Origin of the sequence: Microbulbifer variabilis ATCC 700307, assembly GCF_000380565.1 — a bacterium.
GTDB classification, from domain to species: Bacteria; Pseudomonadota; Gammaproteobacteria; order Pseudomonadales; family Cellvibrionaceae; genus Microbulbifer; species Microbulbifer variabilis.
Genome location: NZ_AQYJ01000029.1, coordinates 338,100 through 364,410, shown reverse-complemented (window position 1 = coordinate 364,410; position 26,311 = coordinate 338,100). Strand labels below are relative to the sequence as shown.

22 protein-coding genes are annotated in these 26,311 nt (G+C 47.3%); 6 read left to right on the top strand and 16 right to left on the bottom strand.

The features are described from left to right. From G367_RS0120390 to G367_RS26265, 6 genes are all read right to left on the bottom strand, one after another. Window positions 1–540: a hypothetical protein gene (locus tag G367_RS0120390; RefSeq protein ID WP_020415017.1), complete on the bottom strand. Its 540-nt coding sequence runs from the start codon at window positions 538–540 to the stop codon at window positions 1–3. Then, window positions 537–1,373 (bottom strand): hypothetical protein, encoded by an 837-nt coding sequence (locus tag G367_RS0120385; RefSeq protein ID WP_020415016.1) that lies wholly within the window; start codon window positions 1,371–1,373, stop codon window positions 537–539. The genes G367_RS0120390 and G367_RS0120385 overlap by 4 nt, the downstream gene beginning before the upstream one ends. Then, window positions 1,370–2,410 carry a hypothetical protein gene (locus G367_RS0120380; protein ID WP_020415015.1) on the bottom strand — a complete coding sequence of 347 codons (1,041 nt, stop codon included), beginning with the start codon at window positions 2,408–2,410 and terminating at the stop codon, window positions 1,370–1,372. The genes G367_RS0120385 and G367_RS0120380 overlap by 4 nt, the downstream gene beginning before the upstream one ends. A gap of 3 nt (window positions 2,411–2,413) precedes the next feature. After that, complete coding sequence (locus G367_RS0120375; protein WP_020415014.1) at window positions 2,414–3,562, bottom strand: type III PLP-dependent enzyme domain-containing protein; 1,149 nt, start codon at window positions 3,560–3,562, stop codon at window positions 2,414–2,416. Between the two features lie 128 nt (window positions 3,563–3,690). Next, window positions 3,691–5,160, bottom strand: coding sequence for a class I adenylate-forming enzyme family protein (locus G367_RS25370; protein ID WP_020415013.1), 1,470 nt, complete (start codon window positions 5,158–5,160; stop codon window positions 3,691–3,693). Window positions 5,161–5,795: 635 nt separating this feature from the next. Further along, window positions 5,796–6,032, bottom strand: coding sequence for a hypothetical protein (locus G367_RS26265; RefSeq protein WP_157533694.1), 237 nt, complete (start codon window positions 6,030–6,032; stop codon window positions 5,796–5,798). A gap of 47 nt (window positions 6,033–6,079) precedes the next feature. Between G367_RS26265 and G367_RS0120365 the strand changes: the two genes are divergently transcribed. Continuing rightward, window positions 6,080–7,585 carry a DUF1254 domain-containing protein gene (locus G367_RS0120365; protein WP_020415012.1) on the top strand — a complete coding sequence of 502 codons (1,506 nt, stop codon included), beginning with the start codon at window positions 6,080–6,082 and terminating at the stop codon, window positions 7,583–7,585. Here G367_RS0120365 and G367_RS24490 read toward each other — a convergent pair. Then, window positions 7,579–8,628, bottom strand: coding sequence for an AraC family transcriptional regulator ligand-binding domain-containing protein (locus tag G367_RS24490; RefSeq protein WP_020415011.1), 1,050 nt, complete (start codon window positions 8,626–8,628; stop codon window positions 7,579–7,581). The two genes, G367_RS0120365 and G367_RS24490, sit on opposite strands and share 7 nt — an antisense overlap. A gap of 116 nt (window positions 8,629–8,744) precedes the next feature. Between G367_RS24490 and G367_RS0120355 the strand changes: the two genes are divergently transcribed. Next, complete coding sequence (locus G367_RS0120355; protein ID WP_020415010.1) at window positions 8,745–10,268, top strand: flavin-containing monooxygenase; 1,524 nt, start codon at window positions 8,745–8,747, stop codon at window positions 10,266–10,268. A gap of 426 nt (window positions 10,269–10,694) precedes the next feature. Here the strand turns inward: G367_RS0120355 and G367_RS0120350 are convergent, their stop codons facing one another. The 4 genes from G367_RS0120350 to G367_RS0120335 form a co-directional block, all read right to left on the bottom strand. Continuing rightward, on the bottom strand, window positions 10,695–11,141 hold the full coding sequence (locus G367_RS0120350) for an OsmC family protein (protein WP_020415009.1): 447 nt from the start codon (window positions 11,139–11,141) through the stop codon (window positions 10,695–10,697). Continuing rightward, a complete protein-coding gene (locus tag G367_RS24485) occupies window positions 11,141–13,156 on the bottom strand; it encodes an alkyl/aryl-sulfatase (protein WP_020415008.1) in 2,016 nt (671 codons plus the stop codon). Before G367_RS24485 ends, G367_RS0120350 begins: the two co-directional genes overlap by 1 nt. A gap of 236 nt (window positions 13,157–13,392) precedes the next feature. Beyond that, entirely contained in the window at window positions 13,393–14,547 is a 1,155-nt protein-coding gene (locus G367_RS0120340) for an acyl-CoA dehydrogenase family protein (protein WP_020415007.1), read from the bottom strand. Window positions 14,548–14,875: 328 nt separating this feature from the next. Beyond that, on the bottom strand, window positions 14,876–15,385 hold the full coding sequence (locus G367_RS0120335; protein ID WP_020415006.1) for an Lrp/AsnC ligand binding domain-containing protein: 510 nt from the start codon (window positions 15,383–15,385) through the stop codon (window positions 14,876–14,878). Window positions 15,386–15,526: 141 nt separating this feature from the next. Between G367_RS0120335 and putA the strand changes: the two genes are divergently transcribed. The 3 genes from putA (at window position 15,527) to G367_RS0120320 (ending at window position 21,148) form a co-directional block, all read left to right on the top strand. Further along, a complete protein-coding gene (gene putA, locus G367_RS0120330; RefSeq protein ID WP_020415005.1) occupies window positions 15,527–18,673 on the top strand; it encodes a bifunctional proline dehydrogenase/L-glutamate gamma-semialdehyde dehydrogenase PutA in 3,147 nt (1,048 codons plus the stop codon). 896 nt (window positions 18,674–19,569) lie between these two features. After that, the gene (locus tag G367_RS0120325; protein ID WP_020415004.1) at window positions 19,570–20,439 is read left to right on the top strand and encodes a hypothetical protein; all 870 of its coding nucleotides are present in this window, start codon (window positions 19,570–19,572) and stop codon (window positions 20,437–20,439) included. 220 nt (window positions 20,440–20,659) lie between these two features. Next, entirely contained in the window at window positions 20,660–21,148 is a 489-nt protein-coding gene (locus tag G367_RS0120320; protein WP_020415003.1) for an AAA family ATPase, read from the top strand. Between the two features lie 222 nt (window positions 21,149–21,370). On the opposite strand, the gene ahr is transcribed toward G367_RS0120320, so the two are convergent. Beyond that, window positions 21,371–22,390 carry an NADPH-dependent aldehyde reductase Ahr gene (gene ahr, locus G367_RS0120315; protein ID WP_020415002.1) on the bottom strand — a complete coding sequence of 340 codons (1,020 nt, stop codon included), beginning with the start codon at window positions 22,388–22,390 and terminating at the stop codon, window positions 21,371–21,373. Between the two features lie 165 nt (window positions 22,391–22,555). Further along, window positions 22,556–22,951, bottom strand: coding sequence for a hypothetical protein (locus G367_RS0120310; RefSeq protein WP_020415001.1), 396 nt, complete (start codon window positions 22,949–22,951; stop codon window positions 22,556–22,558). A 393-nt stretch (window positions 22,952–23,344) separates the two neighbouring features. Here G367_RS0120310 and G367_RS0120305 point away from each other — a divergent pair, with 393 nt between their 5' ends. Next, window positions 23,345–23,995, top strand: coding sequence for a cytochrome P460 family protein (locus G367_RS0120305; protein ID WP_020415000.1), 651 nt, complete (start codon window positions 23,345–23,347; stop codon window positions 23,993–23,995). Here the strand turns inward: G367_RS0120305 and G367_RS0120300 are convergent. From G367_RS0120300 to G367_RS24480, 3 genes are all read right to left on the bottom strand, one after another. Next, window positions 23,988–24,917 carry a LysR family transcriptional regulator gene (locus G367_RS0120300; RefSeq protein WP_020414999.1) on the bottom strand — a complete coding sequence of 310 codons (930 nt, stop codon included), beginning with the start codon at window positions 24,915–24,917 and terminating at the stop codon, window positions 23,988–23,990. The genes G367_RS0120305 and G367_RS0120300 overlap by 8 nt on opposite strands. Before the next feature lie 111 nt (window positions 24,918–25,028). Then, a complete protein-coding gene (locus G367_RS0120295; protein ID WP_020414998.1) occupies window positions 25,029–25,748 on the bottom strand; it encodes a hypothetical protein in 720 nt (239 codons plus the stop codon). Between the two features lie 56 nt (window positions 25,749–25,804). Then, complete coding sequence (locus G367_RS24480) at window positions 25,805–26,311, bottom strand: DUF2878 domain-containing protein (protein WP_020414997.1); 507 nt, start codon at window positions 26,309–26,311, stop codon at window positions 25,805–25,807.

The following is a 26,311-nucleotide window of genomic DNA, read 5'->3' as shown; positions in this document are numbered from 1 at the left end:
CTACGCGGTCCTGTCCTTGACTGTCGTTTCTACAGCATCAAATCCAACGGCTTTTAATTTGGTTGAAATACCTTCCACTAAATTCCAATGTAAATCGGAAGGGTCCTGCTCGCAGGCAATTCGAATTTGGATTTTATTATTCCCCGCCTCTAATGGATGCCGAGGGAGTGTGTCTTCAATAGCAATATATGGTTTTCCTTCACGTTGAAGGAATGCCTCTTCAGCGCGTACATCCTGTAACATCAAGACCTTCTCATCGAGAAACTCTTTAGGCATGCGCCCACCTGCAGGCATTTGTATCCTAAGCAGGCACGTATCAATCCTGGCTTCAAAACTCTTAATACAACCGAGCAACTCGACGATCAAAAGATAGTGCTCGGCAAAGTTCAGCATCATCGGGTTACTATTCACCGGAAGAATAGATATCGCTTCGAAATCCTCTTCCCTATGTAAAGGCAAAGTCCTGGCTGCACAGAGCTTAGGTAGATCTGGGTATGGATTACGAACCAGCGTAGCAGTAATTTCTATCAATTTACTCATACTGCCTCCGACAGATAAAAGGTGCTCTGCTGGTCAACACACACCTCTGCCGTACAGTAGTAGCCATTTAATGCAATAGAACAGGCCAGTATTTTTTTTGGCTGATGAAAATCACCATTGACACCGTGACAGATAATATTCAACCAGGGATCACTACCAAAACAGTGACCCCACCTGTCATGTAAATCGGGCAGTTGCTTGAAACCATTGAGCAATTTGGTAAAAATTTGACGAATATTTTCTGGGAAGAATGGCAATGATAATGTGAGGTCGTCCCTACCAGCTGCCATTTTTCGGATAATCGTTGCAAACTCGGGGGTTGTATTATAGGTAACAGCACAGCTTGCAGTGATATCATGTTTTTCAAATGATTCCACTTCCAACAGCAAAGTACAAAGACCAAATCCGCTATTTCCCCAGTTTTCATTACTCTGCCAAAAACTTAAGTCCAGTACATTGGCATCCAGAATACTGACCATGACATAACGGGCATCAGGGTTCTGTTTTAAATAATAACGAAGGCTATAGCCCCACGAGGCGCATTCATAAGTATTCACAAAGCTGGTCACAGGGACATGCTGCTCTTTTCCCACAACATTCAAATCACTCTCCGCAATAGCGCCTGTTGTAAAGGGCAATTCGATCATTGTTGAGCAAAGAAAGTGGCGGCCGATCTCTTTCCTTATATCCGGGGAAATTGCTTCAAGTACACGAGTACTCTGCTCAAAGAGAATTTCACTGACGTGAGCAAAAGCACTACGGAGACTTCCGCTCGATGAAAAAGTAATACTTTCGATAGGAGTGAAAGCGGCAGACTTCAAATACAAACTCATACCCGGTGCCCTTTCGCCTTGCTATAGATCTCGAAAAAGCAGCGGTAGGAGCTTCCTTCCATTTTGGTAAATGCCAACAAGTCACGCTGGCGAGCCTTATTTTTTACCTTGCCAGAAGCCACTATATCGAGAAGCAGTTCATTACTGGCAAACTTTGTCGCTAATACCCTGTTTACACTGTGCATTGAAAAGATCGTTGCCGAAGTCTGCTCGTTGCACAGGTAAATGAGGTATTCAATATGTCCCTGATCTGTAACTGAGAGCTCTACCTCTCCCTGATCTTTTAACCACAGCACAAAGTGCATCAAGGACTTTACAAAACGGGGACGAACCAAAGTAAGGAAACGGTTAACGCTACCCAACCCCCCCTTACTGAGTAACATATCTTTAGAGACTTGCACACTGCCTTGACAATTACCAAGCTGCAGCCTGCCATCCAGGAAAGGCTTTCCAACAGGTAGCTGTTTTAATTCAGCACAAAGATCAGGGGGCAACATCACCGTGATTGGAAATGGACGCGCAGCCTGTTTCGCTACAACCATGGCAAACCCAAGTTTCTGGGCTTCAATACCATGCATCTTATTAACATTGAGTACCAAGCCCTCGTCACTATCCTTAAGCTCAGTCTTCCAACTTTGCAGGCTGGGCCCGCCGGGGTCCGTCATTAAGAAGTGGCCAAAAATCCCCTCCTCTACCCAATGGTTCACCTGCGCTAATTGCTCATCTGTGGCAGTCAGGCTCATCATAATGGAGCCAAAAAGCCCGATCATTTCATGGAAATGCCCCGAAAGCCCTTCATCCCGCACCCTATCAATAATCTGATCGATTACGTAGGTCTGCTCAAACTGCTCTAAAGGCTGCTTTACTGAGGGCTCCCTAAGCGGAGCCAAGTCAGTCAGCGGGTCTTCAATAATCATCGAGGCATCAAATAAGCGAATGCAGGCCCGCTCCAGCAGGCTCTGAAAGGTCGCAGGAACAGGCGAAATCGATGCGAGCTGGTCAGCGACAAAGCCGCCAGCAATGGATTGCAATTCCATGAACTACTCCATCAGGTAGGATTTTGCGGACGGCAGGCTTAGGAAAGGAGCGACGGTATAGCTCGCGTTATAAGCACCACAATGACTAAAAATAGCCAGGTCTCCAGGCTTTACCTCAAGCTCTTTAACCTCACCGATCACATCCTCTTTGTTACAGGATGTACCGACCAAAAAGCAGCTACCGGCCTCTTCCTCAGGTTTAACTACAGTGCCTTCGCGTAAGACCAGGGGTTGCGAGAATCGCTTGAAAGCACTTTCCGTTTTGGCCAATAGAAAATTCTGGGCCATCCCCCCGTTACAAACACCGTAACGGCGCCCTTCTATCGACTTCACATAGCGCACTTCAGTAACAAAGTAGCCAGCAGACTCCATAATGGCCCGCCCGCTTTCATGGATAATACTGATATGGGAAGGAAATTCTGAAAGAAGACTTCGATATTGGTCAAAATCAAAATTCTCATCCTCCCAGTTCGAATTGAAGCCACCTCCAAGGTTCACAAGCGAGAGCGGGTAGCCTAGAGAATCCTCAAATGTCTCTACAATTTTTAGTGCAGCTTGCGCAGTAGAGTTAGCAAGCTTGGCAAAACTATATGATCCGCGGAAAACATGGAAGCCAGCAACATCCAGACCATACTCCTTACAGGTTTCAAGGGCTCGAATTGCATCTTCCCAACTCAAACCAAAATGATCTTTCCGGATTCCAACTGGAGGCTCTACAAACTGATCGAGTGTGCTTGGATTCAGGCGCAATATCAGGGGTTTGATCGGCCTCTTGCCCTGAAACTCTCTGATAATTTCCAACTGGAAAAGGTTATCTACTACCAGAGTACACTTACTGGCTATGGCGGACCGAATAAAGCTTTTGTCCGCTGAAGGGTTATTGATGTAACGGGGACTCTCACCTCTCGGTAGAAGATTCAATTCCCCCACAGAGGCGATCTCGATACCGTCCTCAAAAATATGCCCACAGCGTACAATGAGATCGAGGCAACTGTTTGCCTTCAACGAGTAAATCAGGGATGTACCCAATTGTTCCTTTAGCTTGCGATAATTATTAGCAACATCTTCAATCGAGTATACGTAACAAGGCGTTGAAAATTGTTGTCTATTTTGGTCAAGCTGGGCAACAAGCTTTTCCAAGGAAGCGTTCATGGTATCCCCTAAAGAAATTCAATGTCATTCTTATAATGCGCTTATGTTTCAATCGTATTGATGACTAATAAGTCTCAGCGCTTTTTATTTTTGTATCATTGCAAATAGCCAGAATTAGAAACTCTAACTCAGGCCTGAAACTCTTGCTGCAGTAATTTTCTATCCACTTTACTATTGGCCGTCAACTGAATGCTCTCAGCAAATTTTATTTCCCGAGGTGTGTAATCAACATCCAGATTTTCTTTTAACCACACTTTAAACTGCTGCTGGTTTTCCGGCGTATTTTCATGCAGTTCAACAACACAAACGGCAATTTCACTTTGAGATTTATCTTTTGAACCCATCACCACATTGAGGTGTACCTGCGGGCAAGCATCAATAAGGTTTTCCAGGTCTTTAGGGAAAAGGCAGAATCCTGCCTGCTTGATCAGGTCTTTGGAACGTCCCTTGAAATAATAAAACCCTTCACTATCCCTGCTGAACAAATCGCCTGTCGCAAGCCAGTTATCATCTCGATACAGGCCATGCACAATTGTCGCACCGCCCTGGGCATTCGGATCGTAATAAGCCTGCATTACCGCTGAGCCACGTACATACAACTCACCGACTTCGTTTTCTGCTACTTCGCGATAGCTATCTGCGTCACTGTCATATTGAAAAATTCGCGCATCCAGACCGGGAACCGGTTTCCCAACCGACCCCATTTTCTCCTCCCAAAGCTCAGGCTCCAGGTACATGGCCCTTTTACACTCAGTAAGTCCATACATTGAAAAAACGTTGAGTTGCGGGCAGTACTCTTTCCAGGCCCGAATCACATATTCAGATAAGTGACCGCCGGTATTGGTGATACTTTTCAGCAGTGAAAGATCCGGCTTCACCAGAGAAACCAGCTTTACTAATGCTGCCCCCATGGCAGGAACGATCGGTAATATCGTGATTTTATTCTCAGAAAGTGCCTTTAACGCATGAATTGGATTAAAGGGCTTATCATAGAGGACCGTCGTGCACTCTTTGTAGAGGGCAAATAGCACCTGGTAAAGACCGTAGTCAAAAGATAGAGGTGAGAGACAGAGAATCCTGTCCTGCTCAGTTAAGCGCAGGTACTCTGTGATTGACTCCAGTGAGGTCAGCACATTCTGGTGGGTGAGCATTATTCCTTTGGGCCTGCCCGTGCTACCAGATGTATAAATAATCAGTGCCAAATCAACCCCGGTTACCTCTGGGGGCGCACAAAACTCGAAACGTCTCTGCTCTGAGCGATAAGTCTCTAGGGAAACAACATCACCATCTTTGAAAATTACCTTCGCATTACAGTCTGAAGCTACAGATTGCACCGCAGCTTCGCTCGCATCACCTTTAACTGGCACTACGGCCAGTCCAAGTCGCCAAGCGGCCAGCATAACGGCTACAGTAAAAATATCGCTGTGTGCCCTGACAACAATCCTATCCCCGTTGATGAGACCTAGACTCTCCTGTTTCAACAGGGCCAGGGCCTCCTCACAATGTGAGAGGGTCAATTTTTCGCCGGTCAGGCTTTCCAAGCTTCCATGCCAAGAGTTAGCGACAACCTTATCGAACAGGTCGGCAAGCGAGAACATTCTTAGTCCAATTAATTATTCTAAATTTTTTAACTACGGTTTCCCCAGTTGCTCTTCAAAAACTTTCGGGGTCACCTACATGGGACGATCATTTTATAAAGTTAGCTCTCCATAATGACAAGTACTATCTTGAAATCCTGTGATGAAGTTTTTATTCAGCTACTTGAAATTAAGAAAAGTCAAAAATTGTTAGACATTTTTTGTTTTGTCTATCCGCGACAAACAGACAAAACGAACTCCAAGAATAAAGTTCCCAACCATTAACATGAGCTGAAATTAAATCTTTTTCGTCCACAAAAAATGACAACAAATCTTCCAGTAAGAAAAAAAATCCGAATATTCATGCAATTATTTCAATTAAAAAATGGCTGCCCACTCTACCTTTAGCAAGCCGATTAACTGCCCGCGATTGACAAAAAAAACATATACTAATGACATTTTCATTCAAAAAATTTTTCTTTCCTGAACAACCTTTAATCCATTTTTAATCAGGAAGTGATCAACCATTATAAAGACCACTTAACATATTCGCTCAAAGCTCTTGATGAAATTAATATTATGAGAGTGTTATTCCCAGGTTTTTACAACTTGTCCCTGCATGAATTTCTACGTAATACGCCATCTGTCAAAACATGTTATAAATTTGCGCCACTTCTGAAACTGACAAAGAGTCCATCAGCAGAAGCGACTAATATGTAGTTGCCAAATTCTCTTTTATACGCGCCAGTAAATGACACCTTTTTACTTCTAAAGGCTTCCCTGCGCGGAAAATAACTTACAGCTGAAGCATTGGAAGCTATTGCCTTTCCTGTCATTAATCTACTCAAAGGCAACCTCACCAATGGAGGAACAGAATTTGAACCACCGGTCATGGCTGCCTCTCCAGCAAGTACGTCCTTGCATCCACGGAGGGTTTTTGATGGCCCTCTTTTTATTTACCTTTTACTTACCCGCTACATTTGCTAGCACAGACGTCGGCCCGGAAACCATAGAGTCCATCAGCACCCCGGATAAAGTCGAGAGTAGTATCGGTTTATTAAAGTTTCGCGACGGCGCGCCTTACCCTGAGACAGCTGAAAAGCTATATGACTATCTGGACCATATGCGCGCGGTAGATAGCTTCCTGAAAGGTATTCAGGGAGCATCAGTACATGCACTCATGAAAGGTGGGTACGAACTCGGCGCCAAGTCGGCCCATGAAGTGCTGATCTTCGATCGACTAATGAATTCCGAATCACTGTTCCTTACCGGCAATACATCCACCATCTACACCCTGGCCTTCCTGGACCTGAAGAGAGATGGCCCTACAGTTCTACACGCACCACCGAATGTGATGGGCGCATTCAATGATGCCTGGTTTCGCTATGCGGAAGACATAGGTAACTCCGGCCCCGATAAGGGTCGGGGAGGAAAATATCTAGTCCTGCCACCCGACTATAAAGGCAACCTTCCCTTCGGTTACTTCCCTGTATATCCTCGCTCTTACCGGGTATGGGTCTTTATGCGCTCTCCCAGCAACCAGGACTTGGATGAAGCTGTACAGAGCGTTAAAGACAAACTGAGGATCTACCCCCTCTCCAAGAAGAATCACCCTCCGCGCATGGTGTTTATTAGCGCCTCTGGCAAGGCCTTCAACACCATCCACCCCAACAACTACAAGTTCTACAAGCACTTAAATGAGATCATCCAATACGAATGGATAGGAATGCTAAATCCGGAAACTCGCGGCTTGTTTGCCTCTATCGGCATTGAGAAAGGTAAGGCTTTTAGCCCCGATGAACGCATGATCAAGATACTGACCGATGCAGTTGGCATCGGTAATGGCATCGCCCGATCTATTGTCTGGTACCCACGCACAGACAAATCATTATCCGATGTGAAAATCTATCCGGGCACCGACAGCGCCTGGGTGATGGCCTTCCCGGGTAAAAATATTTTCTTCAATGGGCCCGATGGTAAAACGATTAACAGTGATGCCCGTGTTAGCTACTTCTACCCTTACACCGGTGTCAGCCCAGCGATGACAGCCATCGAGCCAGGTAAAGGTTCTGACTATGCCATTGCCTTTGTCGACGAAAACAAAGAGCCCTTTGATGGCGCCAGGAAATACAAACTGCACCTGCCACCCGATGTACCTGTCAATGCATTTTGGGCGGTTAACATTTATGACAGCCAAACCCGCTCCCAGCTAAAGACAAGCCAGGAGTTTCCCTCGGTAAGCAGCCAGAGCAAAGGTATCAAGAAAAACACTGATGGTTCTTACGATATTTTTTTCGGTCCCGTAGCGCCGAAAGGATTTGAAAACAACTGGCTGGAGACAGTGCCGGGTAAAGGCTTCTTTGTTATTTTGCGCCTATATGGCCCATTAGGCCCCTGGCTGGAAAAGACTTGGCGCCCCGGAGAGGTTGAGCTAACAGACTACTGATCTGCAGTAGCCAAACCTTTACGCTCTAAAGCTTGCGCACGAGTAAGGCGACGCCGATGGTTGCGTGGCGTATCGGAAAACCAACGCCTACAGGAGCGCTGGAAAGTACTCTGCTCGGCATATCCTAATAAACCCGTTATCTGCCCCAATGCAAGACTGGCATCTGAGAGATACTCTGCCGCCAGCTCCCTACGCACCAGATCCAGTAAGCTATCAAAACGCAGACTTTCATCTGCCAAGCGCCTTTGTAGAGTGCGGGGGTGCAAGCTCAGGTGATCAGCAACCACCGCCACCTGATATTTTCCCGTTGGCAACAACTGCCGTAATAGTTCCCGCACTCTGGTACCCAGAGACGCTGCTGATGAGGAAAATTGCTGCTCCAGATAGCAGGTAGCCAAACGCTTGGTCACGGGATCGGCAGAGGGCAATTGACCATCCAACTGGTCAGAGGGAAACTCCATAGCACAGTAGCCCGACTGGAATTCCACTAGACAGGAAAAGTACTCGTGATAACGTTGCCTGTTGGAGATCGGACTGTGCGGCAACAAAACCCGTTGTGGTGCAGCATCCGCCCCCATCAGCATACGTAACATTGCCAATGCATTACCCAATGTCTGCTCATGGATTTGGGTAAATCGTGACAAAGCTGGGTCAAGTAAGTTAAATACCAAGCGCTCACAATGCCCGTCGCCTACAGGCTCCAGACGCAATTGGGTTGCCGGGCTATGCAGAGGCATAAATCTACCTACCGCTTCCACCGCCTCCCTTGGCGTTGTAGAGTTGCAGGCAATCACAGCGATTCCCCCCAGCCTGTCTACTCCCTGATGAAAGGCAAGGCGCAGCGCAAAGTCCTCACACTGTAATCGCTGTGCGGAGACTTCCAACAAACTCGCAACATCGGCATGGGACAAGAGACGAGTGTCGGACACCACAATATCCTGCGGTATATTGAATTCAGTGAGATAGCTAGCGGTATTACCACCCAAAGCCTCCACTAATTCGCCATATCCCGTGAGCACACTGGCTCGTATTACGCTTCCCACTGCCCCTCCAAAACGCCTCTGGCGCCTCAAGATAATTTTTTGTCGCAATGTAGCAATAAATCAGCATTGGTTCTACGCAGTCTATAAACACCTACCAATCAGCCAGGTAATTGATTTTGGAACCGCTTCATTTTGACGTACTAATTATCGGTGCTGGCCTCTCCGGTATTGGCGCAGCCTGCCACCTCAGTCGCGAGTGCCCTACAAAACGTTTTGCCATTCTGGACCGCCGCGAACAAGTCGGTGGAACCTGGGATTTATTTCACTATCCAGGAATTCGCTCCGATTCAGATATGTTCAGTTTTGGTTTTGATTTTCACCCCTGGCCTGGCCTCAAAGTGCTGGCCGATGGCCCCTCTATCCAACAATACATCAGCGATACTGCCGAAGAATATTCCATTAAGGAGCATATTCATTTCGGCATTGAACTTTCCAAAGCCAATTGGGATAGCGAAAAAAAAATCTGGGTTATCGACGGAATTAACTTAAAAACCGGTGAACGGTGCAGCTATAGCTGTCGTTTCCTGATTTCCTGTACAGGGTATTATGATCATCATCAGGGATACCTGCCTGAGTTTCCTGGAGCAGAACAGTTTCAGGGTGACTATATCCATCCGCAACATTGGCCGGAAAAACTGGACTACTGTAATAAAACGATCGTTGTCATCGGCAGTGGAGCAACAGCGGTTACTCTAGTTCCCGCACTTGCGGAAAAAGCCAAGCATGTAACCATGCTGCAGCGCTCACCCACCTATATCATTTCTGTTCCCGCGTTCGACAAACTCTCTAAAAAACTCTTAAAAATTCTACCCAGCTCCTGGGTATTTAAATTTGCTCGCTGGCGAAACATCAAAATACAGCGCTGGCTTTTTAAAACCTCCAAGCGCTGGCCCAACTTTATGCGAAAGCTTTTTTTACGCGGTGTACGCAAAAGCTTGCCCCAAAATTTCGACATGCGTCATTTTACCCCAAGCTACCAACCTTGGGATCAGCGGGTTTGCGCGGTACCTGATGATAACCTTTTTAAGGCAATGCGCTCCGGTAAAACTTCGGTAATGACCGATGAAATTGAATCTATTGGAGAAACAGGCATTCAACTGAAATCTGGAGAGCGCATTACTGCCGATATTATAATTACGGCAACCGGCCTCAAATTACAGGTGCTTGGAGGAATGCAACTCTATGTTGATGGAAATGAAGTAAATATCAAGGAAAAATTAACCTATAAAGCCGTTCTCTTAGAAGGGGTGCCCAATATGTCATGGGTATTCGGGTATACCAATGCTCCCTGGACTTTGAAAGCAGATATCTCTGCAAAGTACATCTGCCGCTTACTCAACTATATGGACCAAGGTAACTTTGACACCTGCATTGCCAAAGATACAGAAGGATGTAGTGAAAACAGCTCTGTGATGAGCAGCCTAAATTCCGGCTATGTGGAAAGAGGAAACAACGTATTACCTCGCCAGGGTAACAAGTATCCTTGGCGCCTCTTAAATAATTATGAGGAAGACTCAAGAATTCTACTTAAACAACCTATCGAAGATGGTATTCTCACCTTTACGCTCCGACAAGCTCCTGAAGTGACGCCGAGCATTAAAGCTTCAGCTCATAAAACTGAAGAAACTATGACTTCCTGAATATTAAAGCCACATTAACAACCACCACATTTGATATAGGGATTACTAAATAGCAGAACATAAGTTATGAAATGAAAGTATAGTTTTGAGGGACGTTAAATAGCCTCGGCATTGGCCTTCCAGACAGTCTGGGTAAAAAAGGGCATTAGGGGCCACAATTCTGGCCTCTGCAATTGCCTGCTCCCGATCAAATCTTTTAATTAGCCGGTAAACTCTCTCAGGAACCTTTTGGGCAATCCGTAGTTTGGCCCCCATACCACAACTTAACTATATAGCTCGATCGGATTCCAAAAAACAAACTCTTGTATCGCCATAAATTACGCCCTGAAAAAGAGGTCGCTGCTACCCCAAGACATTTGAACCAAAAGAACGGTCACTATTCATTACCCAATAGAATTCCCTACAAAGCCATGGGAGGCATATTCTCTATTGGGAGCTTAAGCGTGTATGAATAGTTACTGTTGAAGTCAGTGTCTGGTGTACCGGGCAGCGATTAGCAATCTTCAGCAGGCGCTGCCTCTGTTCACCGGTCAGTTCCCCCTCCAGGGTAATATCCCGCACAATTTCATCAATTTTTTGCGAGCTTTTTTCACAATCCTTCCCGTCCTCTAGGTGGACCTTACGATGGGAGAGGATGACCTGTATTCGCTCCAACGGAATATTTTTCATATTTGCATACATACGCACGGTAATATTGGTACATGCTCCTAGCCCCATGAGTAAATATTCGTAAGGGCCTGGTCCACGATTTTGCCCGCCTAAATCCTCCGGCTCATCAGCAATTAACCGATGGGGACCCGAGTGCAGTATCTGCGTATATTTATCCGCACCAGCCTCTTCTACGGTAACAACAGTTGGCAATGGACCACTCATCAGAAGTCTCCTGAAGACATTTTTTCCATAGGCTCTGGGGTTACCAGGTTCCACCAGAAGTCAAATCGATCCATAAGGGAGAGAAGAGTTTTCAACTGGCCAACATCCCCAACTATTTTTATCGAACCATCCTCCATCTTCTCCTGAATTGTGGCGGTACCAAGGATAATATCATTCAAGTCTTCACGCTTTATTGTGACACTGGAATGAGGGTCATTAACTGGAGGGCCATAGTTCAACACTGCATTTTCCAGCACCAGTGAGTAGCGTTCTTTTATATCTGGAAGATTAATATTGATCGATATTTTTTTGCCTGTCGCTCTTGGCCCATTCAAGCGAATCCCCAGATAATCAAAAATCAGCTCGGTGGGCATACTACGAATAGTATCTGCGCTGGCAGTTAGCGGCACCGGTAGGCGCTCGATGCCATCCCGCAGCTCTTTAGCGCCGCTGAGGAAGAAGTTTCTCCAGGTTCCGTTTTCCTGTTGGTAACCCATTTGCTCCAGGGCATCAGCCAGTAAATCTCTTGCAGCACGGTTGTTCGGCTCGGCTGAGACCAGTCTATCCAGCACTTCCGCCACCCAGCGGTACTCGCCAGCATCATAATCTCTCTTGGCTTGCTTGATGATATTGGCCGCCCCTCCCATATATTGCACATACTTCTTGCCGGCAGCAGTGGGCGGCATTGGATAAAGACGCGCGGGGTTGCCGTCAAAAAAACCGAGGTAATAATTCCACACTGCGCGAGTATCGTGATTAACGCTACCGTAGTAACCTCGGTTGGCCCAATACTGAGACAACTCTGGGGGAAGCTCCATCATCTCAGCAGTCTGCACCATGTTATAGCCATGGTTGGCCAAGCGTAGGGTCTGGTCATTCAGGTATTTATAAAGATCTCGCTGTTTCTTTAGGTGATTAACAACATTTTCCTGCCCCCAGGTCGGCCAGTGATGCGGTGCAAACAATACTTCTGCCTTGTCTCCCCAGCGCTGAATGGTCTCATTTAAATAACGCGACCAATCCCTTGCATTGCGCACCTTGGCCCCGCGAAGCGTGTAAAGATTATGCAAGGTATGGGTAGCATTTTCGGCAGCGGTTACTGCCTTTAGCTCGGGAATATAGAAATGCATTTCAGCCGGTGCTTCAGAACCCGGTGCCATCAAAAATTCAAAAGTCAGACCATCAATGGTTTGAGTCTCTCCTGTTTTTGTAATAGTGTCGGTGGGTTCAATTAAAGTGACGGTACCCGTAGAGGTTTCCAGGCCTAATCCAGCCCCCAACGTACCTTTAGGGTCTTTTGAGATCAAATTACCGTACATAAAGCTGGCTCGGCGCGCCATATGGTTACCGGCAAAGACATTTTCACTGACCGCTTCAATCAGGAAGTCTTTTGGAGCAAAGATTTTAACTTTTCCAGACTTTACCTCTTCCTCATTTACCACCCCACGTACGCCACCGTAATGATCCACATGACTGTGGGTATAAATCACCGCGACCACTGGCTTGTTACCTCGATGCTGCCGGTACAATTTCAAGGCTGCTTTCGCAGTTTCTTCCGAGATCAGGGGATCCATTACGATCACCCCAGTCTCTCCCTCAATAAACGTAATATTTGAGAGATCGGCGCTACGCACCTGGTAAATTCGCGGAGTTACCTCATAAAGCCCACCCTCGGAGATCAACTGTAATTGTCGCCATAAACTTGGGTTGGCACTGTCTGGTGCAGATTTATCCCGTGCAAATTGAAAGGCTTCAAGATTCCAGACAGGCTGTCCTTTTTCGGTCTTAATTACGCCATTATCAGGTAATGGCGCGATAAAACCGCGTTTTACATTTTCAAAATCCTGCCGATTATCAAATGGCAACTCTTTTAAAACTGTCTGATTGGCCTTTTGGGTGACAGCACTCGCCGGATTAGGTGGATCGGCATAAGTGAAAACAGAAAACTGAAGAGATATAATAAATGCCAGGCGAGCTAAAAAAGTCGCGGAGATTCCCTGGTCAGCAAGCATCATTCTCACCCGCTATCGGATACTCTTAATGGCCGCAAGTACTGTTTAGCGGACAAGCTCTGAAAAATATTTTCCCGGAAAACAGGAAAAGAATTTCCCAGTAGAGAATAGGTAGGATCTGTCAGTAAGGATGGGATATTCGGTAGCAAAGGGAAGATTGCTGACAATTTTAAGCATGGAGCCCACTGGCCGACTCCTCCATTTGGGTAGAGCCAGCCTCTGGGTCTTATATCACTAAATCAACGCACATCAAGCAGGTGACGCGCAATGATCAGGCGCTGGATCTCACTGGTGCCCTCATAAATGGTGGTGATACGCACATCGCGGCTCATGCGCTCCAATGGGTACTCGCGGGTATATCCGACCCCACCATGGATCTGCAGGGCTAAGTAACAAGCTTCATTGGCTTTTTCACTGGCAAACAGTTTGCCCATGGACGCCGCGGGGCCAAAAGCCATGCCCGCATCTTTCTGCCAAGCTGCCTGTAACAGCAACAGGCGCGCACCTTCAAGCTCAGTGTACTTATCTGCCAGCTGCCACTGTAATCCCTGGAACTGCGCCAGTTTTTTACCAAACTGCTCGCGCTCGTGCATATAAGCGCGGGCGCAATCCATCGCCTCCAACCCAATTCCCAGTGCCAGGGAACCGATACCAATACGACCACCAGCAAGTTCACCCGCGGCGATTCGGAAGCCGCGGTTTTCCTCACCCAGCATGTTACTTGCGGGAATGCGGCAATTATCAAAGGAAACTTCATTGGTGACAGAAGCTTTCTGCCCCATCTTCTCTTCAGCCTTGCCGATAATCAGCCCCGGTGTGCCCGCTTCAACCAGGAAGCAGGAAATCCCTTTACCTTTCGCGGCATCAGGGTCGGTAACCGCCCACACAACAAAAATGCCAGCAAATTCAGCACTACTGATAAATAATTTGCTGCCATTCAGCACATACTCATCGCCGTCTTTTACTGCACGGGTACGCATAGCTGCAGCATCAGAACCTGAGCCGGGCTCAGTCAGGCAGAAAGAACCCGCAGCGTATTCCCCGCTACAGATTTTTGGCAGGTACTTCTGGCGCTGGTCCTCATTGCCTACAGCCTGGATAACTTCAGCCACCATATTGGTAACCGAGGTGGTAGTTGCAGTGGATGCACAGCCTCGTGCCAGTTCGGTAATCGCCAAACTAAAAGCCACCGTGCCTGCACCTGTACCACCGTAATTGGGATCGATATTGATACCCATAAAACCCAGTTCGGCCAATTCCTTGAGCTTCTCCAGTATCAGAGGGCGGTTACCTGTATTGTCGAGTTCCGCAGCTATAGGCTTCAATTCGCTCTCGGCAAACTGACGTGCTGCGTCCTGGATCATCTGCTGCTCTTCGCTCAGTGAGAAATCCATACATTACCTACTTTATCGTTATCGCATTCTGATTCGGCGGCGGGGACACCGCTCACAAGTTATGTCGAGGATAATAAAATACCGACCGACAATGGTTGCCAATTCACCCTATTCCACCATGAATTCCGCAATCAATAGCAAAGATAGCGGTGGGGAAAAGCAATTGGGTTTTACCTCAACACGGAGCACATGCCGGGTACGGAGTTTTTTGGCGAGTCATTTTCCCGAGCTCTGGCAACCTTACCTGATGATTATCTGCCCGGTGGCCGACTCCCCATAGGTTCCAGATAGGTTCCAGGCCACCACGCGCCTAAAGCGCGCTTCCGGCTCAGCGCCGGGCTGATTTGGTCTTAGGCTCAGGGTCCGGCACCGCTACGGCAGTATCGGTTTTCACCTCCTCCATCACCACATAGGTATGGGTTTCGCGTACTCCCGGCACTGAAGCCAGCTTCTCTCCGAGAAAACGGCGGTATCCAAGCATATCCTTAATGCGAATCTTTACGAGGTAATCAAAACCACCGGCCACCATATGGCACTCCTGCACTTCCTCCAAACCAGCCACATGCTGGTTAAAGGCTTCCAGTGCCTCAGTGGCTGTATTAGCCAGAGTCACCTGGATGTAAACAACCAGGCCGGCATGAACCTTGAGCGGGTCCAGCAACGCTACATAGTCGCGGATAAATCCCTCTCGCTCGAGGCGCTTGACCCTCTCCAGGCAGGGAGTGGGACTGAGATTAACCCGGCGTGCCAACTCTACGTTTGGCAGTCGTCCATGGCGTTGCAGGATACGCAGTATTTGGCGATCGATACGATCAAGATCTTCCAACTGTCGAGACATTACAAAATACCCTACTGGCAATCACGCAATTAGGCGTGATATTTAACCACAACTGGCGCCAAAATGGCGATTAATTCTAAGCACTTTCGCACATAATCCGGTTTTTTATTCTGACCCTAGATATAGAGCTTGGGAGACGATATGTCGACAAACTTCGCCGGAGACCTACACAGTGCCCGAGAACAGGCACGCGAGTATTTGCATGCCGACGAAAACCAATGTGTAAGTGAGCTCCTGGCCGCACCGCGCCCCAGTGAAGCCCTGCGCAAGAAAATTCTGAATACCTCGCGCGAGCTGGTACGGCACTCACGCCAGCAGCGCAGTAAGCGTGGCACCCTGGACGCCTTCCTGCAGCAGTTCGGCTTGTCGAACAAAGAAGGGGTGGCCCTCATGTGCCTGGCGGAGTCTCTACTTCGGGTTCCCGATGCTGATACTGCCGATAAACTGATTGCTGAGAAAGTGCATTCCGGCAACTGGTCCAGCCATCGTGGCCAGTCAGATTCACTATTTGTGAATGCCTCTACCTGGGGGCTTATGCTTACCGGCAGCGTGGTTGAGCTGGACCCCGATATCACCGAGCGTCCTTCCCATTGGATGAAACGCCTGATCAGCCGTATCGGCGAACCCATGGTGCGCACCTCCATGATGCAGGCCATGAAGATCATGGGGGGACAGTACGTACTTGGTCGTACTATCGACGAGGCACTTAAGCGCGGCCCCAAGGAAAACCTGCCCGGCACTCGCTTTTCCTTCGATATGCTCGGAGAGGGTGCGCGCACCATGGCCGATGCCCAGCGCTATTACGATGCATACATGATGGCTATCGAAGCCATCGGTAACGACAACACCAAACGTGACGTTGTCGAAGCTAACGGAATCTCTATCAAACTGTCTGCCCTTCATCCTCGCTATAGCGTACTGCAACGCGATCGTGTCATGGATGAACTGCTGCCCCAGGTAAAGCGCCTGTGCGTTGCTGCCGCCAAATATGATATGGGTTTAAATATCGACGCCGAGGAAGCAGAACGCCTGGATATCTCCCTGGATATTTTCGAAGCACTTGCCCGCGACCCTGAACTGAAGGACTGGCAGGGCCTCGGCTTTGTTTTGCAGGCTTACCAAAAAAGGGCTCCCCATGTTGCAGACTGGCTGATCGCCCTTGGTCGAGACACCGGCCGCAAATTAATGGTTCGCTTGGTGAAAGGCGCTTACTGGGATAGCGAAATCAAGCACGCTCAGCAGATGGGCCTGACCGATTACCCGGTATATACCCGCAAGTGTCACACTGACCTTTCTTACCAAGTGTGTGCCAAGAGGCTGCTGGATGCCGGTGATGCTATCTATCCCCAGTTTGCTACTCACAACGCTTACACCGTAGGCCTGATCCTGGAGATGGCTGGTGAACGCACTGACTATGAATTCCAGCGCCTGCATGGCATGGGCCACCTGCTCTACGCGCAAATTGAAGCTGTACACGGCAAACGCGTACCAGTGAGAGTTTATGCTCCGGTAGGCGCCCACCGCGACTTGCTTCCCTACCTGGTTCGCCGACTCCTCGAAAACGGCGCAAACAGCTCATTTGTAAACCGCTTTATGGATGAGGAGACCCCAATTGAGGCATTGGTACAGGACACTCTCGACCTCAGTGAGGCCTGTAACCCATACCGCCACCCACAAATTCCTGTACCGGAGAATATTTATATGGGCGCAGAAGCCCTGCCACGAAAAAATTCACACGGCATCGAGCTGACCGATCCCAATTCTGTAGAGCCGCTGTTGGAAGAGTTGGACAAACAGCGCGGCAAGCATTTCCTCGGGGGCCCAATCATCAACGGTGTTATGGGTAAAGCCGAAGAGCCAGTTTACAATCCGGCTTCCGGCGAGGTCATTGGCCACACCGCTAATACCGACAAGCACCTGATTGAGCAAGCCTACGCCTCTGCGACTGAAGCACAGATCGGCTGGGATCGTATGGGCGGCAATGAGCGCGCCGCGATTCTCGATCGCATCGCCGATTTCTATGAGAAAAAGACGAATGAACTTGCCGCAATTATTTGCCTGGAAGCAGGCCGCACTCTCAATGATGGTATCAGCGAAGTACGTGAAGCAGTCGATTTCTGCCGCTACTATGCCAATGCAGCGCGCCAGCATTTCAGTGAACCAACGGAGCTGCCCGGCCCCACTGGTGAAAAAAACCAACTATACCTAGGCGGCCGTGGCGTATTCGTCGCTATCAGCCCCTGGAATTTTCCCTTGGCTATTTTTACCGGCCAAGTAGTTGCCGCACTGGCGGCTGGTAATGCAGTACTGGCCAAGCCCGCTGAACAGACGCCAATAATCGCCGCCCACGCCGTTCGCCTGATGCTCGATGCTGGCGTACCAGCAAAAGTGCTACACCTGATTACCGGCACCGGTGCAGCCGTAGGTAAGTTATTGATCGAAGACCCCCGCTTGGGCGGCGTAGCCTTTACCGGCTCCACCGAGACCGCTCGCCTGATCAACCAACAACTGGCAGCGAAAGAGGGCCCGATCGTTCCATTGATTGCCGAAACTGGTGGGCAGAATGTAATGATTGTGGATTCCACTGCCCTGCCCGAGCAGGTAGTAGATGACGTAATTCAATCCGCCTTCCTAAGTGCCGGCCAGCGCTGCTCCGCCCTGCGCATTCTGTGTGTACAGGACGTAATCGCCGATAACTTGCTCAATATGCTCAAAGGCGCCTGTGAAGAACTCTCCCTTGGCGATCCCGGCAAGCTGGATACCGACATCGGCCCAGTAATCGACGACAAAGCACTGGGCTTGTTGGAAGCCCATCGGGAGCGTTTGAGCACAGAGTCCAAAACGCTGTTTGCCTTCGATGAAGATAAAAAGCCCGGTACAGGCACTTTCTTCGGCCCTCAAGTTGTAGAAATTGAAGACTTCTCTGTACTAAAGCGCGAAGTCTTCGGCCCCTTCCTGCACGTGGTACGCTTTAAAGCCGAAGAACTGGAGGACGTGATCCGCCGCATCAACGCCACCGGCTACGGACTCACCTTCGGCCTGCACTCCCGCATCGAAGGCCGCGCCGACGCGGTATTCAAACGGGTTAATGTAGGGAATTGCTACGTAAACCGGGATATGGTCGGTGCAGTAGTCGGCGTGAATCCATTCGGCGGCCAAGGCCTCTCCGGCACCGGTTTCAAAGCCGGCGGCCCCCACTATTTATTCCGCTTTGCTACCGAGAAAACCAAAACCATCAATACCGTTGCCACTGGTGGCAATACACAGCTGTTTACTTTGGGACAGTAATCTTCAAAAATGAGAGAGCGGGCTTAGCCCGCTTTTTCTACACCATATAAGTAATTACTTTTAAGTCTTTTTTGCTCCCGGCTGTCTCACCCTCTTCCGCCAAACCAGTAAAATTTAATTTTTTAATCGTAGCAGTTGAAAACGCTTAGATTTCTGCACCCCTGCTTAATATAATAAAGACTTTCAGCAATGCCATATTTCCACTGAAATAATCGACCTCTAATTGACCATCAATACACCACTAATAAGTTCACAGGCAGGATACAACAAGATATTTAGAGCCCCACCCATGAAACCAATACTGTATTTTTCAATATTAAAAATAACAAAATTTCTTATTTTTTAATTTTTTATCGGGCTGCACCGTTATAAAATTGATTCAGAAAATCAGACATCTTTTTTCACTCTTCATAAGTCCTGGAAAAAACACAAAGCTCACTAAACCCACCTGCCAGTAAAAGGTCCATTAGAAAAGACTACTGGCCTTCTGGCTTAATGAATAGAGCAGCAGACACATTCCGTACGATCGTACAAAAAAATCTGCCAATCGCTTTTTGTATTCAAGTACCAACTTACGCCATGCTCAATGAAGGTTAGTTTACGTAAACCAATTTATCTAAGGCAAAGAAATATAGAAAATCAGCTGCACTATTGGGATGTGCCTGCGAGTAATAGGTTTATCAGGGAAGTATGGTAATGTAGAAGCTGATTATCGGGCCTTGGCTATTCCCATGAGAAACCACGTTAGCCTTTAAACCGTCTTAAGGCTAAGACATATAGGAGTCAAATTATGGTACTACTCCTATGCTGCTCATCATAACTGGCCTTCCAGAACATCATATATAACTGAGTGCCGACTTCCACTTTAAATTCTCCACCTGACAAAGGGACTAATCATGGGTGCAGACGTTTTCACTAATACCAAAATAGAAGAGATGGTTGAATTTTGCTCCAAAGGCTATGACGCCTGGACCAAAATTATTAATAAGGATGTCGCCAATAACTATAAATCTGGTCGAGAGCGATCTGCGGATGGACAAGTTTATTGGAACGACCTTAACAGTGAAGCGAGCTGCATCCTGGCCATCCACTCCTTTCTCAGGGAATACCTGACTTCGAGAGTACCTGCCAGCCAAATTGCACAACTTGATAACTTACGAGACCGCTTTAGGATCGCTGCAGTGGATTATCAGCGGTTATGTTCTACGGCGTTCCTCACGAAAGAAATAGATAAAGAAATCGATAAAAACAATGCTCTTAAAAAAGATAGGCGTATTAATTTTGCAATTTCAGCCTCTTCGTTAGCGTCATCCGTCAATGATATTTCATCAAAGATCAATGGAGTTGTGGCAACAATTATCGCACTTAAAGGCTTGAGAAGTAATCTGGCCTCACAGAACACATCCTGGAGGGAATACTATAAAATGATCCGGCGAGATTTTTTGGCGATCGCCTCTAACGTGGTGGGGCTTTTTGCACCAACAGCCGTGGGAAACACGATTATCATTGCCTGGATGTATAGTGATACACGTGATTATATGAAGTTTCAAAAAACTGGTCAGCAACTGACTGAAAACAAACAAGATCTATTAAAAGCAGCAGATAAGTTTAGTGGCGACACATCAATTTGCGACTTCTATACCTACGTACTAGTGACAGCACTTGCAGAGCATTATGGCTTCTCACCAAACAACGGAATCAACTATAATCTTCAGCATGAGCATTTAGCTATGACCAAGGGAGTTCTGGCTAGAAATACCCTATAGCAACAGTTGTACAACCATAAAGCTGATTAATTCTGGCACAGGAAAGGCAATACTTAGATATTAGCACTGGCCGATGTATAGATCGGCCAGTGCTTTATTGTTACTATCTGTGCACTTGAAAGAGCAACTACTGGTGGCCTTAATCAATACTTACTGATAGCATATACATTAAAGATCCTACCTTTTAATACCCTATTCATCACAGAGATAGAATTTTCAATTGAGCAAAATATTAATTTTTGGAAACTCTGGTTCCGGCAAATCGACCTTAGCTAAGCACCTTTCAAATAACAAAGGATTAGCTCATTTGGATTTGGATGTTTTGGCATGGCTACCCACCTCCCCTCCCCAGAGAATGCCTTTAGAAGAATCCCGAGTTAAGATAGAGGTTTTTCTAAGGGAAAATGAAAACTGGGTGGTAGAAGGATGCTACACCGATTTACTTGAACTTCTAGTAGAAGAATCCACAGAAATAATATTTATGGATCTCAGCATAGAACAGTGTATAGAAAATGCCAGGAATAGACCCTGGGAGCCACATAAGTACGAATCCAAAGAGGCACAGGATTCAAATCTTGATATGCTGACACGCTGGATCAAGGATTATAAAGCAAGATCAGACACCTTTTCTTATGAAGCTCACCTGAGATTTTACAAAACTTATCAAGGCAAAAAAGCTATTTATGCAGAGAATAAAAATATAAAATGAGCCTGCCCTAATCCCACCGTTTTCTTTACCCGCGCAAAAACCAGCAGCAGCTAATTTAGTTGCGTTAATTCTTAATTTGGACACGCGGTTTAAACAGAAGCTAGTCTACTAGGGGCTACATACCTCCATCGATGAAAAGCATCAGTAAAAAACCCCATATTTAATGGTCAATATATCGACCCACACAGAGAAAGCACTTGATTACAGCTATCCAGCTGTACTCTATCCCTCTCCAGACAACACAATCCGATACTTAGACTTGCCAGATTTCAGGTGCTTGAACGCTTCTTCAATCTGGCTCATGGGAAATATTTCCACCTGGGGCCTGATTTGATGATGAGCGACAAAGTCGAGCATGGTTTCCATGGTAGCTGGGCTACCTACCGGAGATGCGGAGATGGAGCGCTGGCCAAATATCATTGGGAAGAGTGTAAACTGTATTGGATTTACAATGGCACCGACAAAGTGTAAACGCCCCTTAGGCTTTAGCGCTTGCAAATAAAGATCCCACTCCAGATTGACATTTACTGTAGAGATAATGAAGTCAAAGCTCATTGAAGCAGACTTGATCTCATCAGGATCACGGGAGTTGAGGGTTTTATGGGCCCCCAATGATAGTGCTTCTTTTCTTTTATGCTCACTGGAGGTAAAAGCGGTTACTTCACAACCCCAGGCATTAAGGAACATGAGCGCCAAATGCCCTAGTCCACCAATGCCAATTACTGCAACTTTATCAGTAGGCTTGATGTTGAACTGCACTAATGGGTTGAATACTGTAATTCCACCACACAATAAAGGGCCCGCAGAGACATAGTCGATGTCCTCAGGAATAATCACAAGACTGCACATGTCAGCCCTGACCTTATCTGCAAAGCCGCCATTAGTCAGAATGGTAAAGCGCGCTTCAGCACAAAGGTTGTGGTTACCCAAACGGCATGAGTGGCAGGTCTCACAATAACCAGAATTCCAACCCAATCCCACTACCATGCCAGGCTTAAAATGGCTAGCTTGCCTCCCCGCCGCTACGACTCGACCAATGACTTCATGGCCCGCAACCATAGGGTATTTGGATACTCCCCATTCATCATCAATCATACTGAGGTCACTGTGGCAAACGCCACAATAGAGTACGTCCAGCTCAACTTCCGTCGCGCCCAACTCACCCAACTCTATCTGATAGGGCTGAAAGGGACCGCCGGCTTCCATTACTGCATAAGCATTGATGGTACTGTTCTCCGGCATAAGGTACTCCCGTTACTGTTAACCTGATTCAGGTTCCCACCACAGAAAACCAGTGCTCATCCAAACAAAAAAGAGCCGGGATATTCCCGGCCCAAGCCAAGTCCTGTGAGGTTGCTGAATTTCAGAGGACCTACGAGAAAACCTGGCTAATTCCTGTGATAGAACTTAGTTCAGTACGCGGTAACCTCGGCCGCGCAGACAATTCTTGATGATCTGGTCAGCCTCAGCCCCAGCACTCCCCGCACCGGAGAGACCGCCAACCAGTGCTCCGGCACCAGCTCCTGCTGCTGCGGCTCGGCTACTATCACCCACAATAGCTCCAAGCGCCCCACCTACTACTGCGCCTCCAGCGGCTCCGGCCAAGCCTCGTCGGCCCTGATCGCTATAGGTGGAGTAGGCAATCCCCTTACACTCGGAAAGATCCATTTGGTATTGATTCATGTTGACACCCCAGGTGTCGATCACAATTCCTCCAGCACCAGGCACCTGCTCCGGCTGGGCGGCACAGCCAATAAGAAGTGTTATACAGAGTCCAGCAGTGGCGGTAATACCAGTATTCATCGGATACCCCTTCCAGCTAGTGCTTAGAGACAGAGGTGCTGTCACGTATTTCTACTTTAGGTTTAGCTCTCAGTTGAAGTTGGCGCCAGCGAGGAAGCACTAAAAGAGGAGAAAAGTGTGACCCTGCAGACAGGAAAACCCGGACCTCACCTTAATTCCAGGAGCAAGCATTCGGAGGGTAGAACTTATCATACGCGGTAGACCGTCCACTTTCGTATTGGCTACATAAGAAAATACACTCAGGAAAAGTCTCTCAAACTATAAGCATCACTTATTAATACTTTTCATATGCTTATTGGGCATTTTTTAAACTCTCCCATATATTCACAGTTAATTGATGGATTCACAAAATCCATTGGTGATACACCTGAAAATGGTTGAAGGATACTAAGAATGGAATACGGCATATTGAAAAAGGTAGTCTTTGTGGCTGCGATTATTTACTCTTCAATAACTTCGGCAAGCGAGGACTATAAAAACTCCCCTGCAGTATTTGCCAATAGTTATGAGCACATTATTATTGAACCAGAGTGGGCAGATGATAATAAACTGGAGTTAATTCAACCAAAAGAGTTTCGCCGCTGGGTATTTATTGGTTCGCCAATAACCCCAAATGGACTAAACGGGGGCAATGCCAGCTTTCCAGAATACCATAATGTTTATGTCCAACCAGAAGCCTTTCAATACTATCGGGATCATGGTAAATGGCCCGAAGGAACGATCATGTTAAAAGAGCTGCAACTTACCGGAGGAAAAGCAACAGAAGCCGATGGTTCGCGTTACGAATCCTCCGGTCGCGGTTATTTTCCCGGAAAAGTTAACGGCATGGACGTGTCTGTAAAAGATTCAACAAGATTTCCAGAGTCCAGGGGATGGGGATATTTTAACTTTGGTCACCATGCTCCCCCATATGCTGCCAGTACAGAAGCAATGGATATCTCTTCCTGCGCAGGCTGCCATATGGCCAATGCCACAGAAGATATGGTCTTTATGGATCTCTATCGGCCACTGATTTCCCCACTCAAGCTGCCAGAAGCTAAGTAGTCTCAGCAGAAAGCTTCACAATATCATCTGACCACTTAGCTTCCAAAGAGCTCCAATCATACCCAGATGTAGCAGCAATAAATTTTTCAAGAGCTGGAGACAAAACAGAATTATTGGTAGTAGCAAGACCTACTGTTCTAGATAATGGTGGGTCTGTAATTGGGAGGTAGTCAAGCTCCGGCTTAATTAATGAGTAAAGAGGAATCACACTGACTCCTGCTCCCTCTCTAATCAAGCATTGAATCCAGTCCTCTCGCTCGCTACGAAATACAATATCCAACTCCAGATCCTGCTCTCTATTGAACACTTGGCCTTTCTGACGGAATTCACAATGTAAACGCTCAACATAGGGTTGATTGGCAAGATCAGAAACAGAGATAGACTTTCGGCTTAAAAAATTATGGTTTGGAGGACAAGCCAAAACCAGCGGTTCCTGAAATAATTTCAGGAAGCGTATTCGTGAATGCGCCACACTTTGCGGCAGACAAAACACTGCATCAAGATTACCTGTCAACAATAGCTCTCCCAAAGCTGGTGGTGCGACATCATGAATCACCACGGATATCTGAGGATTATTTAATCGAAATTGACCCAACATCCCCACCAGAGCTTGCGGCCCAATGGTACACATGATCCCAATATTTAGCTCACCAGATTCCCCAGCTGTAATTGCGCGGGCTGTTAAGTTGACCAATTGCCGAGTATGATCAATTTGTTCAAAATTGCTCCGTAAACTACGGCCTAGCTCTGTCAACTCAATATATCGGCCTTCACGGTGTACTAAATTCCCACCGAGTTCCTCTTCTAACTTTTTAATACCTTGGGTTAAAGCTGGCTGCGACACATGGCACTGCTCAGCGGCACGAGTAAAGTTCAGCGTATCTGCCAGCGCAAGAAAATAGCTAACCTGCTTGAAATCCATTCTCTAGCCACACTCCCTTAAACCAATAAATAGTGACACCTTAGAGCAGGGTCTACTCCAAGGATTAAGTTATATATATCATTACAGATGATTAACCCGGCTGCTTTTTACTTAGAATGATCCGCCTAATGATTGGTACTGGTAAAAGATTTTCAAGCGTTGGCTCTGTGCCCTTGAATCGAGAATATTAACTACCCCCTCAAACCTAAGCAATTTACGACTGACTTTGTCATAAACTAAGTCGAGATCGCCGGCAAACAGTCGCAACAATGGCTGGGCTACGTCCACACGGATACAGGTATTCTCCAGCTGGTTTTGATTACAGGCTACTTTGCGCGCCCTCAGCTTGATTGCCCGCCCATGCATTGGAGAGGCAAAATTGAATTTGAGGACGTCACCACGCACTAATGCCTGCCAGTGTTCACGCACATATACATCAAAGCCAGCATCTACCACATCGATACTTTCCCGCTCTCGCATTACACTCTTCCAACCTGTCTGGCCGGACTTACGGTAGCGCATCAACCATTGCCCCTGCTCCCTTCGCACTTCACGTACTTCCCCGTGGCGAAGGTCGGTTTGTATAACTTCCGGCATAGTCGTGCCACCATGAGGGTTACCGGTATGATCCAGTAATGTCTTTTTAGCAAACAATTGCCCTTGAGCTGAAAAATACAGCACCTGTACCTGGCCATTTTCAGCGGGAAGATAATATTCACAGTATTCAAGGCTGTGGCTTTCTGGATCGAATGCCAGGCCCGTTGCAGAGGTCTGGCCTTGATAGCCACAGCCTGCCATTGATATCGCCAGGGCAGCCAGCAGCTCTAACATAGTTCACCCCATAGAAATATTTGATTAGCCCGGCCATCAGTGAGGCAACAGAGTAACTATTTGGATGCCGTATTCAGAGCACGTGCCAACCGAACAAAAACCGGCAACATCACAGCCCATAGTACTGACAGCACCATAACTGACTGCCATAAGGGCCGGTGTAGTTCCACGGTACCGTTTAGTAAAGCGCCGGTATAATAACTGAAAGGTCCAAAAATCCCACCTAGTAAGGCAGGCAGCCATAAATTACGCTGCAGCACTGCCAGGCTATAACGCAGTGTCATAGCAAAGTTCAACCATAGACAAATCAGCCAGACCGGCGGCCAGGAGCTACCACTGAGATTGCGCAACACACCAATATGGAAAAGCACAGAGTCCACCCCCACACCGAAAAGAAAGATGCCCGCTAACCAAAGGGGCTCCCTGCGCAGATTTGCTATGAAAAGCAGGTGAATACTCAAATTAACCAGAGTAAAAGGCACTACAATCCAGGGGCGGGCAACAATCACACAGAGAGGCCATGCTATATCAAATAGTATGGCATTGGCGAAAAATCGCCACAT

Excerpts from the sequence above, each read along its gene's own strand:
- G367_RS0120390 (WP_020415017.1), bottom strand. The coding sequence starts at position 540 with ATGAGTAAATTGATAGAAATTACTGCTACGCTGGTTCGTAATCCATAC.
- G367_RS0120385 (WP_020415016.1), bottom strand. The coding sequence starts at position 1,373 with ATGAGTTTGTATTTGAAGTCTGCCGCTTTCACTCCTATCGAAAGTATT.
- G367_RS0120380 (WP_020415015.1), bottom strand. The coding sequence starts at position 2,410 with ATGGAATTGCAATCCATTGCTGGCGGCTTTGTCGCTGACCAGCTCGCA.
- G367_RS0120375 (WP_020415014.1), bottom strand. The coding sequence starts at position 3,562 with ATGAACGCTTCCTTGGAAAAGCTTGTTGCCCAGCTTGACCAAAATAGA.
- G367_RS25370 (WP_020415013.1), bottom strand. The coding sequence starts at position 5,160 with ATGTTCTCGCTTGCCGACCTGTTCGATAAGGTTGTCGCTAACTCTTGG.
- G367_RS26265 (WP_157533694.1), bottom strand. The coding sequence starts at position 6,032 with ATGACCGGTGGTTCAAATTCTGTTCCTCCATTGGTGAGGTTGCCTTTG.
- G367_RS0120365 (WP_020415012.1), top strand. The coding sequence starts at position 6,080 with ATGGCCCTCTTTTTATTTACCTTTTACTTACCCGCTACATTTGCTAGC.
- G367_RS0120350 (WP_020415009.1), bottom strand. The coding sequence starts at position 11,141 with ATGAGTGGTCCATTGCCAACTGTTGTTACCGTAGAAGAGGCTGGTGCG.
- G367_RS24485 (WP_020415008.1), bottom strand. The coding sequence starts at position 13,156 with ATGATGCTTGCTGACCAGGGAATCTCCGCGACTTTTTTAGCTCGCCTG.
- G367_RS0120340 (WP_020415007.1), bottom strand. The coding sequence starts at position 14,547 with ATGGATTTCTCACTGAGCGAAGAGCAGCAGATGATCCAGGACGCAGCA.
- G367_RS0120335 (WP_020415006.1), bottom strand. The coding sequence starts at position 15,385 with ATGTCTCGACAGTTGGAAGATCTTGATCGTATCGATCGCCAAATACTG.
- putA (WP_020415005.1), top strand. The coding sequence starts at position 15,527 with ATGTCGACAAACTTCGCCGGAGACCTACACAGTGCCCGAGAACAGGCA.
- G367_RS0120325 (WP_020415004.1), top strand. The coding sequence starts at position 19,570 with ATGGGTGCAGACGTTTTCACTAATACCAAAATAGAAGAGATGGTTGAA.
- ahr (WP_020415002.1), bottom strand. The coding sequence starts at position 22,390 with ATGCCGGAGAACAGTACCATCAATGCTTATGCAGTAATGGAAGCCGGC.
- G367_RS0120310 (WP_020415001.1), bottom strand. The coding sequence starts at position 22,951 with ATGAATACTGGTATTACCGCCACTGCTGGACTCTGTATAACACTTCTT.
- G367_RS0120305 (WP_020415000.1), top strand. The coding sequence starts at position 23,345 with ATGGAATACGGCATATTGAAAAAGGTAGTCTTTGTGGCTGCGATTATT.
- G367_RS0120300 (WP_020414999.1), bottom strand. The coding sequence starts at position 24,917 with ATGGATTTCAAGCAGGTTAGCTATTTTCTTGCGCTGGCAGATACGCTG.
- G367_RS0120295 (WP_020414998.1), bottom strand. The coding sequence starts at position 25,748 with ATGTTAGAGCTGCTGGCTGCCCTGGCGATATCAATGGCAGGCTGTGGC.
- G367_RS24480 (WP_020414997.1), bottom strand. The coding sequence starts at position 26,311 with ATGTGGCGATTTTTCGCCAATGCCATACTATTTGATATAGCATGGCCT.